16 protein-coding genes are annotated in these 13,653 nt (G+C 65.6%); 15 read left to right on the top strand and 1 reads right to left on the bottom strand.

Annotated elements, in window-relative coordinates:
• Positions 1-31 precede the first annotated feature (31 nt).
• From G6N51_RS08835 to G6N51_RS08795, 9 genes are all read left to right on the top strand, one after another.
• On the top strand, positions 32-1,573 hold the full coding sequence (locus tag G6N51_RS08835) for a class I adenylate-forming enzyme family protein (protein ID WP_232078287.1): 1,542 nt from the start codon (positions 32-34) through the stop codon (positions 1,571-1,573).
• A 178-nt stretch (positions 1,574-1,751) separates the two neighbouring features.
• On the top strand, positions 1,752-1,946 hold the full coding sequence (locus G6N51_RS08830; protein WP_067925972.1) for a ferredoxin: 195 nt from the start codon (positions 1,752-1,754) through the stop codon (positions 1,944-1,946).
• On the top strand, positions 1,946-2,512 hold the full coding sequence (locus G6N51_RS08825) for a nuclear transport factor 2 family protein (RefSeq protein ID WP_142274863.1): 567 nt from the start codon (positions 1,946-1,948) through the stop codon (positions 2,510-2,512). Before G6N51_RS08830 ends, G6N51_RS08825 begins: the two co-directional genes overlap by 1 nt.
• Entirely contained in the window at positions 2,509-3,309 is an 801-nt protein-coding gene (locus tag G6N51_RS08820; protein WP_167528566.1) for an SDR family NAD(P)-dependent oxidoreductase, read from the top strand. The genes G6N51_RS08825 and G6N51_RS08820 overlap by 4 nt, the downstream gene beginning before the upstream one ends.
• 5 nt (positions 3,310-3,314) lie before the next feature.
• Positions 3,315-4,325 carry an LLM class flavin-dependent oxidoreductase gene (locus G6N51_RS08815; RefSeq protein ID WP_231984263.1) on the top strand — a complete coding sequence of 337 codons (1,011 nt, stop codon included), beginning with the start codon at positions 3,315-3,317 and terminating at the stop codon, positions 4,323-4,325.
• 65 nt (positions 4,326-4,390) lie between these two features.
• Positions 4,391-5,185 (top strand): hotdog family protein, encoded by a 795-nt coding sequence (locus G6N51_RS08810; RefSeq protein ID WP_231984264.1) that lies wholly within the window; start codon positions 4,391-4,393, stop codon positions 5,183-5,185.
• Entirely contained in the window at positions 5,182-5,643 is a 462-nt protein-coding gene (locus G6N51_RS08805) for a nuclear transport factor 2 family protein (RefSeq protein ID WP_067925963.1), read from the top strand. Before G6N51_RS08810 ends, G6N51_RS08805 begins: the two co-directional genes overlap by 4 nt.
• Before the next feature lie 19 nt (positions 5,644-5,662).
• Positions 5,663-6,481: a mycofactocin-coupled SDR family oxidoreductase gene (locus tag G6N51_RS08800; protein ID WP_083169577.1), complete on the top strand. Its 819-nt coding sequence runs from the start codon at positions 5,663-5,665 to the stop codon at positions 6,479-6,481.
• A gap of 7 nt (positions 6,482-6,488) precedes the next feature.
• Complete coding sequence (locus G6N51_RS08795; protein WP_158086201.1) at positions 6,489-6,662, top strand: hypothetical protein; 174 nt, start codon at positions 6,489-6,491, stop codon at positions 6,660-6,662.
• 35 nt (positions 6,663-6,697) lie between these two features.
• Here the strand turns inward: G6N51_RS08795 and G6N51_RS08790 are convergent, their stop codons facing one another.
• Positions 6,698-7,780 (bottom strand): serine hydrolase domain-containing protein, encoded by a 1,083-nt coding sequence (locus tag G6N51_RS08790; RefSeq protein WP_083169575.1) that lies wholly within the window; start codon positions 7,778-7,780, stop codon positions 6,698-6,700.
• Between the two features lie 94 nt (positions 7,781-7,874).
• Between G6N51_RS08790 and G6N51_RS08785 the strand changes: the two genes are divergently transcribed.
• The 6 genes from G6N51_RS08785 (at position 7,875) to G6N51_RS29430 (ending at position 13,648) form a co-directional block, all read left to right on the top strand.
• Complete coding sequence (locus G6N51_RS08785) at positions 7,875-9,065, top strand: acyl-CoA dehydrogenase family protein (RefSeq protein ID WP_232078285.1); 1,191 nt, start codon at positions 7,875-7,877, stop codon at positions 9,063-9,065.
• Positions 9,055-9,984 carry an acyl-CoA dehydrogenase family protein gene (locus tag G6N51_RS08780; protein WP_083169573.1) on the top strand — a complete coding sequence of 310 codons (930 nt, stop codon included), beginning with the start codon at positions 9,055-9,057 and terminating at the stop codon, positions 9,982-9,984. The genes G6N51_RS08785 and G6N51_RS08780 overlap by 11 nt, the downstream gene beginning before the upstream one ends.
• On the top strand, positions 9,981-10,787 hold the full coding sequence (locus G6N51_RS08775; RefSeq protein WP_083169571.1) for an enoyl-CoA hydratase/isomerase family protein: 807 nt from the start codon (positions 9,981-9,983) through the stop codon (positions 10,785-10,787). The genes G6N51_RS08780 and G6N51_RS08775 overlap by 4 nt, the downstream gene beginning before the upstream one ends.
• 98 nt (positions 10,788-10,885) lie before the next feature.
• Complete coding sequence (locus tag G6N51_RS08770; protein ID WP_083169569.1) at positions 10,886-12,094, top strand: amidohydrolase family protein; 1,209 nt, start codon at positions 10,886-10,888, stop codon at positions 12,092-12,094.
• Between the two features lie 8 nt (positions 12,095-12,102).
• Complete coding sequence (locus G6N51_RS08765) at positions 12,103-13,017, top strand: class I adenylate-forming enzyme family protein (protein ID WP_264052564.1); 915 nt, start codon at positions 12,103-12,105, stop codon at positions 13,015-13,017.
• Positions 13,018-13,036: 19 nt separating this feature from the next.
• A complete protein-coding gene (locus tag G6N51_RS29430) occupies positions 13,037-13,648 on the top strand; it encodes an AMP-binding enzyme (RefSeq protein WP_264052567.1) in 612 nt (203 codons plus the stop codon).
• Positions 13,649-13,653 lie beyond the last annotated feature (5 nt).

The raw sequence follows: 13,653 nt of genomic DNA, 5'->3' as shown, positions 1-13,653 counted from the left end.
CGTGGAGCAGAGCAGCAGGAACCCAGGTGAGTTGACGGTCGGCGACATCGTCGTCGACAATGCCCTGCGCCACCCCGATGTGGTGGCCTACCGGCACAAACAACGCGTGCTCACTCACCGCGAGCTCCGCGAGCGGGCAGAGCGCCTGGTGTCGGCGCTCATGGCTGCGGGGGTCGCCCGGCAGGATCGCATCGCCGTCTACAGCCGCAATTCAATCGAATTCGGGGAAATCACCGCCGCGACGCAGCTGAGCGGAATCATCCTCGCGGCGATCAACTTTCGATCGTCCCCGGTCGAGGTAGAGGATGCGCTGGACCGCGTCCGGCCCGCGGTGATTTTCGTCGCGGCCGAGTTCGCCGGCGTGCTTGACGAGTTATCCCCCCAGCTCACGTGGTCGCCGTTGATCGTGTGCATCGGTGCTCGACGGTCCAGCCTCGTCGACTATGAGGATTTCATCGACTCGGCGCCCGCCCGGCAACCCCTCCACCGCGCCCGCGCGGACGACATCGCCTGTCTGCTATTCACCAGCGGTAGCACTGGACCGTCGAAGTGCTGTGTGCTGGGCCAACGCGAGCTCCGTCGGGTCTTGTATGCGATGAACGCCGAGATGGCGACGGGCTCGCACGATCGTGGGCTGATCAACATGCCGATGTGCCATGTCGGTGCCCTCGGCATCATCGGTGGGCTGCACGCGCGGGGCGGAACGGTGGTGCTGCAAGACCAGTTCGACATCGCCGGCGCGGTTCAACTGGCCGCCACCGAACGGATCAGTGTGCTCCACCTCGCTCCCGTCATGCTGCAGGCGCTGCTCGAGGCGCTTCCAGATGGCAGCAGGGCACTGGAGAGCGTTCGCACGGTGGTCTATTCGGCCGCGCCGATGAACGGCGCCACACTGGCGCGGGCGATGGCGGTGATGCCCCAGGCGGGATTTTTGAACCTCTACGGTCAGACCGAGGCCATCGTCTCGGGGTTGCCGCGCGAGCTGCACGACCCGGAAGCGACCGACAATCGACTGCGCTCCGTCGGCTATCCGTTCCCGGGTGTGCGGGTACGAATCGTCGGAGACGACGGACAAGACGTGAATCCAGGCTCTCCCGGCGAGATCGTGGTCCAGTCCGACGCGTTGTTCCGCGGCTATTGGGACGACGCGGCCGCGACGCTCGCGACGCTACGGGACGGCTGGTGCCATACCGGGGACGTCGGCAGGTTCGATGAGCGCGGACTGCTTTATCTCGTCGACCGCAAGAAGGACGTGATCATCACCGGCGGTGAGAACGTGTACTCGCCTGAGGTCGAGAACGCGATCGGCGAGCTGCCCGAAGTCGCCGGTTGCGCCGTGGTGGGCGTACCGGATCCGCGGTGGGGCGAGGCGGTGTGCGCCGTTGTCGTGCCCAGGCCGGGGGCAACCGTGACGCTGGAACAGCTTCAGGCGGCGGTTCGGCTGAGCCTCGCCGGTTACAAGGTGCCGCGGCGTCTGGTTGTCGCAACCGAACTACCGGTGCTCGCGAGCGGAAAGTTCGACAAGAAGCGGTTGCGGACCGAGCTGGCAGCCTATGGGAATCAGGCAAGTTGATCCCGGGCGGCCACTACAGCTTTTTGGGCGGACCGTTCGGCACACGCCCGCGGCGGTGGTGTCGGTGTTCTCGTCGCGGCGTCGACGCGTTACGCTGGCGACTATTCAGCTCAACTAATTAGATGTATCGTCACCTTATTAAGTAGTCTCGATTCGGCGGCCAAGAGGGATCACGATCATGAAAGTTCGGCTCGAACAGGCGAAGTGCGTCGGGCACGCTCAGTGCTATGCGGTCGACCCCGACCTTTTTCCTATCGATGACTCCGGCTACTCGATCCTGAAGGACCACGTCGTCGACCCCGGTGATGAGGCTGTCGTCCGCAATGGCGCTGCCGCCTGCCCGGAGATGGCGATCATCATCGAAGAGGATTGATGAGCCGGATGACAATCGAGGACCGGCTGCGCCGGATCGAGGACACCCTGGAGATCCAGCAGTTGCCCATCCGCTACGCGATGGCCATCGATGATCGCGACGTCGATGCGTGGGTGGAACTGTTCGTTCCCGACGTGCGGGTAGGGCGCGATCGCTACGGTCGGGACGCGCTTCGCGATGCGCTGGTCTCGATGGTGAGCCAGTTCTATCGGTCGATGCACCAGATCGTCGGCCATCGCGTTGAACTCCTCGACGATACGCATGCAGTCGGCAACGTCTACTGCCGTGCCGAGCACGAGGTCGGAGCGCGGTGGATTGTCATGGCGATCCGGTACGACGACGAGTACCAGCGCGTCGACGGGCGGTGGTTGTTTACTCGCCGGCGCGAAAACCATTGGTACGCGGCGGACCACATCGAGCGACCGCAGGCGGTCGCCTTCGAGGGATGGTCGGTCGCAGGTGCGCCGAACCTGCCCCGCGCCACATCGTGGACGGACTTCTGGGCCGGTGTCGACACCAGTCAGCTGACCTCCCAGCCCGTCGCGCCCGGAGTGAAGGCGAAGTGACGAAGCTGTTGGATGGCAAGGTCGCCGTCGTCACAGGTGCCGCCTCGGGAATCGGACGCGTATGCGTGCGGGCTTTGGCACGTGCGGGAGCCGCAGTCGTGGTGGCGGATGTCAACTTTGGCGGCGCCGGGGCGGTCGCAAGCGAAATCATCGCGGAGGGCGGCCGAGCCGAACCGGTGGCTGTCGACCTCGGGGACGCCGGCCAGATTGCGGCGATGATCGAGCGAGCCGTTTCACTGTTCGGGCGCTTGGACATCCTGCACAACAACGCCGCCGCCACGCACCTGGCGAGCACCAGGGACCTCAATGTCGCCGACATGGACCCACAGGTGTGGGATCAAAGCCTGCGGATCAACCTGACGGGCACCATGCTGGCGACGAAACTCGCTCTGCCGTATCTCATCGCTGCGGGTGAGTCGAGCATCGTGAACACCTCCTCCGGGGCCGGCCTGGCGGGCGACATCGGGCACACCGCGTATGGCGTTTCGAAGGCGGGCATCAACGCGCTAACGCTCTACACGGCTGCGCAATACGGCAATGCCGGGGTGCGGTGCAACGCAATCGCGCCCGGGTTGGTGGTCACGCCGGCAACGGAAGAGACCTATGCGGGCCCGATGAAGGAGTTCATGCTCCGCCATCACCTCACACCCCGACTCGGGCAGCCGGACGACATCGCGGCACTCGTCGTTTTCCTGTGCTCGGCACAAGCGGGGTTCATCACCGGACAGGTCATCAGCGTGGACGGTGGCTTGGGCTCCCATCAACCGTATTTGGCCGATGTAAAGGGCTCGGTGTAGCAGCCATGGGTTCACCTCAACGCTCGGCGATCGACGTAGGCGTGTACTTCGACCTGCGCAATCCGGCGCAGTGGGCGCAGGACCCGTCGAGGCTCTACGGTTTCACACTCGAGATGTGCGAAGAGGCCGAACGCCTGGGCGCCTCGTCGGCGTGGTTTTCCGAGCACCACCTGTTCGACGACGGCTATCTGACCAGCCCGCTGACGATGGCGGCGGCGGCCGCCGCACGCACTCGGCGCATCCGGTTGGGCACCGCGATCCTGATCGCCCCGTTGCACCACCCTGCCGAGATCGCCGAGCAGAGCGTCGTTGTCGACATCCTGTCCGGTGGGCGACTCGATCTCGGGGTGGGTACCGGTTACCGCGTTCCGGAGTTTGATCTCTTCGAGGCGTCAATGGTGGCGCGTTACAAGCAGACCGACGACGCGGTGCGGCGCCTACGTCAGCTATGGGGGCCGGGCGGGGTTCGCCCGTCGCCTGTGCAACAACCGGTGCCGGTCTGGATGGGCTACCAGGGGCCCAAAGGGGCGCGGCGAGCAGGCCTGCTGGGAGAGCGGCTGCTGTCGGCAAATGGCGCGCTGTGGAGACCGTACGCCGAGGGTCTCGCCGAGGGCGGTCACCCCGTCTCGTCGGGTGTGATGGCCGGCGGGATTCAGGGCTGCGTGACAGAGGATCCCGAACGTGACTGGCCGATGGTGTCCAAACACCTCGCCCACCAACTCGACTCGTATCGTAAACACATGGTGGAGGGAACCGGCGCCCCGACGCCCAGGCCGGTCGATGTCGAACGTTTGGTGCGGCAGGGCCGCGACGGCCCTCTCAACTCGTTCATGTACGGCACGCCCGAGACCGTGGCGGGCCAGATCCGGGAGTTGACCGCGGGCGCGCCGGTACAGACCGTGTTTCTGTGGGCGTCGATCGGTGGCATGGCGGAAGCCGATGTCGCGCGCAATGTCCAAACCATCTGCACGCGGTTGGCTCCGCTGCTGGCCGGCGCCGGGGCCGAAGGCGAATAACCGTGTGCGCCAGCGCCGGTATATAGTTAGTTCATTTAGGTCATTGTCGACCGTTGGGAGTGCATGTGAACACCCAGGCATACGGGGTATGGGCGCAAGCTGTCGAGAATTTGATGAGCTATCGGTATCTCGGATGCCGGTCGGTGCTGGGTGAGGGCTACGACGCACTCGGTCGGATGCCGGTGCGCAGCGATCTTCGGCATGGCGAAGGCCTGCTGGCGGCACCGGTCGCGATTGCCATGCTCGACACGGCCGGTATTGCGGTGGATCGGCACTGGCAACTGGCACTCACACACATCGGGATCCAGTTGTGTGGACCGGTGGGCGAAGATGTGGACGCCGTGGCCGTGTGCGGGACGATGACACGGCGGGCGCGCAGCCAGATCTTCACCGAGGCGCGGATCACCGCGGAAGACGATCCGCACCGGCTCCTCGGCCTCGGGACCGCCGACTGGACGATGATCTCGCCTACCGGTACGGGTTTCGAGTACATCGACCCCGGCCCCGGGGTGCCCGACACCGGCGACCTCCCGCCGCTCGCCAGCGCCTACAGTGCCCGGCTAAAGGGCGATGGACGGTTTGTCATCGAGGAGCTCACGCCCGAACTCGGCGGCGTGCTGCTGCACCACGGTCCCATCATTGTCGCGCTCGAGGCCGCCGCGCTTCACGCGGCGGGGCGGGTTCGACGCGTGCAGAGCCTCGACGTGCGCATCGTGAAGGCGGGTCGGACCGGTCCGTTCGTGGCGAACGCGTCGGTCGAGTCCGACGTAGCGGGCTCCATTCTGGTCAGTGCCCGGCTGCACCAGGGCGACGACGAGGCCAATGTCGTCGCCACGGCACTCCTGCGGGTCGTCGCGTGATCATCGGCCAGCCCGACCCACAGCAGGTCGCCGACATCATCGCGATCAACCACCTCGCGGCCTCCTACTCGGAGGCGATGTGCCGCTTCGCCGTCGAAGAGGCCGTCGAAACCTATGCCGAAGACGGTGTTCTGTCGACACCCACCACCGAGGACGCGGTCGGTCGCACGGCCATCGCCGAAACGATCGGGCGCACCGTCTCGGGGTTGGACTTCGTGTTCCAGACTTTGCACCAGGGTCTCGTCGAGGTCCACGGCGACACCGCGATGACCTACTTCACCATCACGGAGTGGGCGCGACGCACAGCGGATGGCCGCGGCATCTTGTTTCTCGGCGTCTACCGCGACGACGTCATACGCACCGCTGCCGGCTGGCGATTCGCCCGGCGCCGGCTGCTACCCCGGATGGTGGGCCGCCCCGAATTCCTGACCGGTCGGCTACACGACATCGCTCTCTGACGAAAGGCACGCGACCACAATGGGATTACTCGACGGCAAGGTGGCCTTCATCACCGGCGCTGCGCGCGGGCAGGGACGCAGCCACGCTCAGCGACTCGCTCAGGAGGGTGCGGCGATCATCGCCGTCGACGTCGCCGACCGGGTGTCACAGCACGAGGGATATCCACCTGCAACGGCAGCGGATCTCAAGGAGACGGTCAAGCTCGTCGAGAAGAACGGCGGGCGCATCGTCGCCGGGACCGCTGACGTCCGGGACTCGGAGGCGCTCGGGCAGGTGTTGGGGCAGGGCGTTGCGGAATTCGGTGGGCGGTTGGACGTGGTCGTGGCGAATGCGGGCGTCGTGAGTTGGGGCCGCTTCTGGGAGATGTCCGACGAGCAGTGGAAGTCCATGATCGACGTCAATCTCACCGGCGTCTGGCGCACCTTGAAGGCAGCGGTTCCGCATATGCTGGCCGCGGGCAACGGCGGGTCGATCATCACCATCAGCTCCGTGGCTGGGTTGAAATCCCTTCCTGGACAAGCTCACTACAGCGCAGCCAAACACGGAGTCGTGGGGTTGACGAAGTCGGCCGCAATTGAGTTGGGCGAGTACGGCATCCGGGTCAACTCCATTCATCCCTGGGGAGTTTCCACAGTGATGGCGACCGAGGACACTCACATGGGTGAACTGTTGTCCGCGCACCCCAACTACGGGATGTCCTACGCCAGTGCGCTGCCCGGCCTTCCCTTGGCCGAACCGGACGACATCTCCGACGCGGTCGTCTATCTGGCGTCCGAGCTCTCCCGCGCGGTCACCGGAACTCAGCTCACCGTGGACATGGGCGCCACTAAAATGTGAGCGCTGCGTGGGGTCGCATCTGGCGCGACCCGAAATGCGGCTGGCCATCGATGAAATGCTCGCGCGCATTCCGAATTTCTCGATCGCGCCGGACGAGACGCTGGTGTACGACAACATCTCGGTGCGCAGCGTCATCTACTTGCCCAACGTGTTCGAACCGTCGGCGGCCGCTGCCGTCTGAGCCGAGACGTCGGCGGCGTGTGTTCTTGAAGACGGTCAGGCGATGTCGCCGGCCAGATCCAGCACGACGGCCGAGAGATTCCTGCCCCACCGGTCCAGGGCGTATCCCGTCGCGGGATACCCGTTGGTCAGGAAGGCGAAGCTCAGGCCGGTGGTGGGATCACAGAAGGACTGCTGCAGCGGCGCGCCACCGTGTCCGAACGTCGCCGGGGATCCGGTCGCCGGCATCCATCCGGTTTGCCACGACTCACCGCGGACCGTGACGAACAGCCCGATGGACACCGGATAGTCGGTCCCCCCGTGTTCGATTGGACCGTGCACCGGTTCGGTGACATGTGCGCGGCAACCTTCGGCGACGGCCGCTCGCGACCACACGTCGGAGTGCAACATGCCTTGATAGTGCATCGCGACATCCGCCGCCGTGGCGACCACGCTATGCGATGGCTCGCCCCTGGCCAGCACTTCGGCGGGGTCGAGGTACCACGGACCCCAGGGGTCCAGTTCCTCGGATGGATCACCGAGCAGAACCATGGGCGCCACGTCGCCCTGCTCTTCGATCGGCACCGCGAGCTGCGCTGTCAGTCCGAGCGGTCCCACGATGTGCTTGTCCAGATACTCCGGCAATGGCAGCCCAGTAAGCGACTCGATCACCTCCCAGATCACCCAACCCGACGACGTCAGCGCGAACTGCAGGTGTCCGCGGGTTTCGGGATCGGGCCGCCACCGCGCCATGGCCTCAAGGCGCGACGCCCGCGTTGCCATCCGCTTGGCGCCTAACGGTGCATAGGCGAGGCCCGCCCGGTGAGTTGCGATGTCTCGCAGCGTTATTCCGTCGCAGAAGCCTGGTATCCATGTCGACACCGGTGTGCCGATGTCGACGCCATATTTGTCGATGACCTTCCAGAGCGCGCCGGCCACGAATGGTCGGCTCGCCGACTGCAGCCGGTAGCGAGTGGTCGGGTCGGCATCGCCGAACGTCTCGAAGGCGACGAGCCCGCCACCATATCCGACCGCCACTTGCGCGCTGGGAAGTCGTCCGTCCGTCACCTCGAGCGCCACCCGTTCGAGCAGCAGCGAGACCTTGGCGGCAGCAGAGGGCGTCTGGGCCATTTCTTCCATCAAAATAATCTAACCATATGCGATGCGTGCGCGGGGCGATGTATCACGACGAATTGCTTCGGGCGAGCGACCTTTACATGTATAGTTCAAGGCCGTGGCTGTGAACACCAGCGAGATCGCCGTTTCCGCGCCCGATTCCGAGCGCATTCTCGACGAATTCGATGTCGCGTTGCTCGCGGCCGACGGGTTGGCCCCGCTACGGGAGCCCGCAGCCGATATGGCCCATGCGCTCGAGCAGTCGCGGCGCATGATGAAGTGGCTCTACGACGGGGGCTGGAGTCGATGGGGCTGGCCCGAAGCGGTTGGCGGCATTGGCGGTTCGCCGCTCGTCCGGTGCCAGATTCTGGAACGACTGGCACTGGCGGGTTACCCGATTCCGGAACACCTGCTCGTGTTGGAAGTGGTCGGGCCGGCGGTCGCGAACCACGCGCCGCGGTTAGCAGCGGCGCGACTTCCCGCAGCGCTACGCGGTGACGAGCTGTGGTCCCAGGGCTTCTCCGAGCCCGAGGCGGGCAGCGACCTCGCGGCCCTGCGCACCAAAGCCGTCGCCAGGGACGACGGCACCTACGTCGTCAACGGGCAGAAGATCTGGACGTCCTACGGCGCCTTCGCCGACCGCATCGTGCTGCTGGCGCGCAGTGGCGCGGTGGCCGACCGCCACCGCGGCCTGGTGATGCTCCTGGTCGATCTCGACTCACCCGGTGTCGATCGCCGACCCATCGCGTTGGCCAGCGGCCGCGAAGAGCTCGCCGAAATCTTCTTCACCGACGTCCTCGTCAAGCCGGACCGGGTGATCGGCGGGGATGGCGCCGGGTGGGCGGTCGCCATGGATCTGCTGCAGTACGAGCGCGGAACCTACGCATGGATGCGGATGGCGATCGCGACCGCCTATCTTCAGCAGCTCGTGCGCGCCCTGGACCGCGAGGAAGGCGCACCGGACTCGCGTCGTGCCGCGATCGTCGGACGGGCTTATTTAAACCTCATGGCGTTGCGTGCCCGCACGGCAACCACATTGGGCCGGCTCGCAGCGGGCGAGGAGGTGGGCGCGGAGACCAGCGTGGACAAACTTCTTCTGTCGACGGCGAAGCAGGATGTGCTCGACGCCGCCATGGCTCTGCTCGGACCGGACATCCTGGTCGGTGACGACGACGCATCGGCGGCGTGGCGGGAACGCTGGTGGTACTCCCGCGCCGCCTCGATCTACGGCGGTGCGCGCGAGGTGCAATACAGCATCATCGCCGATCGAATCCTCAAGCTGCCGAGGGAGAACGAACGTGGACGCTGAGACGAGGGAGCTGCTCAGGGGCTCCATTCACGACCTCTTCGAAACCGATGCAGGCGGCGATGTCGTCGCCGGACTAGACGAGCTGGGCTGGAGTGAGGTTGTCGCAGACGATCCCGCGGCGGCGCTCGACATGCTGTTCACGGAGCAGGGCTTGCTCGGGCGGGCGTCGGCGATTCTGGACACGGTCGCTTTCGCCGAGTACGACGGAGTGAAAATCCCCGTCGTGCACCCGATTAACTCCCGCGCGTCGGCTCGCGTCATCGACGACCGGATCGAGATCGACGGAGTGCTCCTCGCCAACCCCCACGGACCGGTCGGCGTGGCAACGCACGACACCGGCTTCCTCGTCGACCTCGCCGCGCAGCAGTCCGCCGTAACAGCCGTGGCCGGGTTCGATGCCCGCTCCGGCCTCCGGCGAGTTCGGCTCACGATGGCATGCGACGGCGTGACGGAGACCGACCTCGATTGGACGCCTATCGTCGCGGCGGCCGAGCGAGCGCTGTCGTCAGAACTCGTCGGCAACGGTTCGGCGATGGTGCGCCTCGCGGCCGATCAGATCACCGGGCGCTTTCAGTTCGGACGGCCGATCGCTGCGAACCAGAGCCCTCGACATCGGCTGGCCGAGAGCTACGCGCTGCTGCGCGGCGCCGCCGAGTTGAGCGCGGTGGCGTGGCGCACGGGCAGCGGCGCAGATGCGCGAACGGCCAAGGCCTACGCCGGCTACGCGGTCGACGCGGCGAGCCGCGCTTGCGTTCAGGTTTGTGGTGCCATCGGATTGACCGCCGAGCACCCCCTGTCCGGCCACGTCGCCCGCAGCCGCATCCTGGACGCCATGTACGGCGGCTGGGCCGACTCGATGACCGACATCGGTGGACAATTCGTCGCCTCGGGATGCCTACCACCCCAGGCCCGGCTATGAGCAGCTCCGCACCGCACGCCGAGTTCTCGACACCCGAAGACGCCGTCGCCGTCGTAACCATCAACCGTGCCGACCGGCTTGGCGCGTACACGCCGCAGATGTGCGCCGAGCTCCAGGAGGCCATTCGGCGGGTTCGGCTCGATGACGACATCCGCGTCCTCGTGTTGACAGGCAAGGGCCGGGGTTTCTGCACGGGCGGCGACGTATCTCCCGATGCCGGCTTCGCCGACGTACTGGCGCACCAGATCGGGCGGGCGCGGGAGCTACGCGAGGACGCCCACGCCGTCATCACCGCGCTGAACCAGCTCGACAAGCCGGTGATCTGCGCCGTGAACGGCATAGCGGTCAATGGTGGGCTCGCCTTTGCCCTCGCCTGCGATCTCCGGATCGTCGCCGCTAGTGCGCGACTGGGCGACACCAGCGCGTGCGCTGGCTTGCTCCCGGATGAAGGCGGAGCATGGCTTTTCCCGCGGGCAATGGGGTACGACAACGCATTTCGGATGGTCGCGCTTTCCGAGATCTACGATGCCGGAGAGGCGCAGCGGCTTGGCCTCGCGACGGAAGTGGTCGAGGACGAGCGGTTGTGGCCGCGAACGATGGAACTCGCCCGCCAGTTCAGAGCTGCTGCGCCACTGGCCGTGCGCGCGGTCAAGTTCATGATGCGGCGGGCGCTCGAGAACACCCTGCAGACCTCGCTCGGCGACGCTCAGCAGGCCGTCCTGTGGGTGGGACCCAGTGCCGACGCAAAGGAGGGCAAGGCGGCGTTCTTGGAGCGCCGTCCGCCGAGTTTCACCGGACACTGACCAACCCACGCCGGCGTGAGGAGCCTACTTTACGGCGTCAGGTATACATGTATAGTCGAAGACATTGGAAGAAATCGGACGGCGAAAGGACATCCGCCATGGCACTCATCGAGAACACGGTCGGCGAACTGCCCTACCAGCTGACCGACTTCGACCAGCACTCGTACGAAGCGGAGGACTGCTTCACCCGCTTCATGCCGAAGGCCAAATTGGACACCGCTGTTCGGCCGATCGTCGCGCCATCGGGACGCAAGGTGCTGCTGGCCAACGATCAGATCGTCACCGCGCTCGAGAACGATCTGAATCAGGCTTATGTGCCGGGCTCACTTATCGAGATGCTCAAACATCGCGCCGCTGGTGACGCCGCCGACACCGACCGCTTCTACGAACCTTTGCAAATCGAGTACCTGGACCGGGATGCGCGGCTGGCGCAACTAACCGAACAGCAGATAGAACGGGCGATCATGTACCCCGGTGGCTGGACGCTCATGGCCGAGCAATACCTGCGCGGCATCGATCCGCTCTACGACAACATCGAAGCCTTCAACAAGTGGATCAACGAGGACTGGGGCTTCAACTTCAAGAATCGGATCTATGCCCCCGCGCTTATGTCCATGCGCGACCTGGACCGCGCATGCGAGGAACTCGACCGGGTTCTCGACGCGGGCGCGCGGTTCATCGTGCTGCCGGCTGGGCCGGCGTACGGACGCTCGCCGGGTGATCCGTACTTTGATCCGTTCTGGGCGCGGGTCAATGAGGCCAAAGCCGTTGTGTGCTATCACATCGCGGAGTTCTACTATCAGGACAACATCGCCTCCGATTGGGGCTGGGGCCTGGTTCCGCCGTTCCAGTTCTCGGCGTGGCAGTGGCAGAACACGTACGGGGAGCGACCGATCACCGATACGATCTCGGCGCTCATCTTCGACAACATCTTCGGTCGCTACCCCAATATCAAGGTGCTCGTCAGCGAGTTCGGCGCCGAATGGGTGCCGCACTTCATCCGCCACATGGACAAGAGTCGTGGGATGGCGCGCAACGGCCGGTGGCTCGGCGGCCAGCTGACGGAGCGCCCCAGCGCGATCTTCAAGAAGCATGTTCGGGTGGTGCCCTACCCCGAGGACGACACCATGGCGATGATCGAAAAGCTCGGCACCGACGAGACCCTGCTGATGGGGTCGGACTGGCCGCACGCGGAAGGTCTGCGCGAGCCCGCCGACTTCTACAATAAGGTCGAGGGCCTCGATGATGTGAAGAAGCGCAATTTCCTGCGGGAGAACGGCATCAAGCTGACCGAGGGCACCAATTAGGCGTTTGTGTGAACAACGAACTCACGTTGCTCGACGCCTTTTGGCGGTGGACCTCCGATGCGCCGGGCCGACCGGCGCTGACGTACTTCGACACGGTGCTGACGTACGGTGAAGTCGACACTGCCAGCGACGGTTTGGCGGTTGCGCTCGCGCAGCAAGGTTTCGGTTTTGGTGACCGCGCGGCGCTGTGTCTGCAGAACGTGCCCCAGTACGTCATCGCGCTGCTGGCCATCTGGAAGCTCGGCGGCGTGGCGGTGCCGATCAACCCGATGCTCACGCCGGGCGAGGTCGTGAAACTCACGGACGATGCCACGCCCCGGGTGCTGATCGCGCTCGACGAGTTGTACACAGGAGAGCTTGCGGATGCCCTCGCCGGACGGTCGGTCGAGCAGGTGATCACCACCAGCGCAGTCGATTGGCAGCATCCGAGCGACGACCTGCACGCCCTCATCGCCGAACACCCGGGTCAGTGCCCAGATCGTCGGGTTCCGGTGTGCTCGGACGTCGCGGCCATCACGTACACCTCGGGTACGACGGGAAAGCCGAAGGGCGCCATGAACACTCACGGCAACATTGCCACGGGTGGGAAGAGTTACCGTGAATGGTTTGCGCTCGCCGACCGCGACTCGGTGCTCGGAATCGCCCCGTTGTTCCATGTGACGGGGCTGACCGGACACATCGCTGCTGCGATCGCCGCGGGCGGTGCGCTGGTGCTGTGCAACCGATTTCGTCCCGACGTCGTCCTGCACGCGGTTCGCCGTCACCGGCCTACGTTCACGGTGGGTGCGCTCACGGCGTTCATCGCCCTCGTCGAGTCCGACGCGACACGGGCGGATCTGGCCAGCCTGACCACCATCGCCTCGGGCGGGGCGCCCGTGGCTGCCGGTGTGCTGGAGCGCTTCCGGGATCGCTTCGGCACCTAACATCCACAACGTCTATGGGATGACGGAGACGACCTGCCCGGTGCTCGCTGTGCCCATGGGCGAACAAGCACCGGTCGATCCCCAGACCGGTGCGCTGGCAGTCGGCAAGCCGATGCCGGGCGTCGACGTCGTCGTGCTCGATGACGAGGGCCGGCAGCTGCCGCCCGGTCGAATCGGCGAAATTGCCGTGTCCGGACCGCAGGTCGTGCCGGGTTACTGGAATCAGCCGGATCAGACGGCAGCGGCGTTCCGAGATGGGCGACTGTTGACGGGCGACGTCGGCTACGTCGACGACGCGGGCTGGTTCTATTTGGTGGACCGCACGAAGGACATGATCGTGGCCAGCGGATACAAGGTCTGGCCGCGCGAGGTCGAAGACGTGTTGTACACGCACGACGCCGTCCGGGAGGCTGCTGTCGTCGGTCAACCCGATCCCTATCGAGGCGAGACGGTCAAGGCATTCGTTTCCCTGCGCGAGGGCCACATCGTGGACGCCGATGCATTGATCGAGTTCTGCCGACAGCGCATGGCCGCCTACAAGTACCCACGCAGCGTCGCGATCGTCGACGAGATACCGAAAACGGCGACCGGCAAGATCATGCGGCGCGTCCTGCGCTCCGAGCGGGCCTGAGCTGC

The organism is Mycobacterium paraseoulense, from assembly GCF_010731655.1.
Taxonomy (GTDB): domain Bacteria; phylum Actinomycetota; class Actinomycetes; order Mycobacteriales; family Mycobacteriaceae; genus Mycobacterium; species Mycobacterium paraseoulense.
The sequence above is the reverse complement of the archived record's forward strand: the minus strand, read 5'-3'. Positions and strand labels throughout refer to the sequence as shown.

What these genes read in the sequence shown, in the direction of transcription:
- G6N51_RS08825 (WP_142274863.1), top strand. Translation starts at nt 1,946, where the DNA reads ATGAGCCGGATGACAATCGAGGACCGGCTGCGCCGGATCGAGGACACC.
- G6N51_RS08800 (WP_083169577.1), top strand. Translation starts at nt 5,663, where the DNA reads ATGGGATTACTCGACGGCAAGGTGGCCTTCATCACCGGCGCTGCGCGC.
- G6N51_RS29430 (WP_264052567.1), top strand. Translation starts at nt 13,037, where the DNA reads ATGACGGAGACGACCTGCCCGGTGCTCGCTGTGCCCATGGGCGAACAA.
- G6N51_RS08775 (WP_083169571.1), top strand. Translation starts at nt 9,981, where the DNA reads ATGAGCAGCTCCGCACCGCACGCCGAGTTCTCGACACCCGAAGACGCC.
- G6N51_RS08830 (WP_067925972.1), top strand. Translation starts at nt 1,752, where the DNA reads ATGAAAGTTCGGCTCGAACAGGCGAAGTGCGTCGGGCACGCTCAGTGC.
- G6N51_RS08815 (WP_231984263.1), top strand. Translation starts at nt 3,315, where the DNA reads ATGGGTTCACCTCAACGCTCGGCGATCGACGTAGGCGTGTACTTCGAC.
- G6N51_RS08790 (WP_083169575.1), bottom strand. Translation starts at nt 7,780, where the DNA reads ATGGAAGAAATGGCCCAGACGCCCTCTGCTGCCGCCAAGGTCTCGCTG.
- G6N51_RS08770 (WP_083169569.1), top strand. Translation starts at nt 10,886, where the DNA reads ATGGCACTCATCGAGAACACGGTCGGCGAACTGCCCTACCAGCTGACC.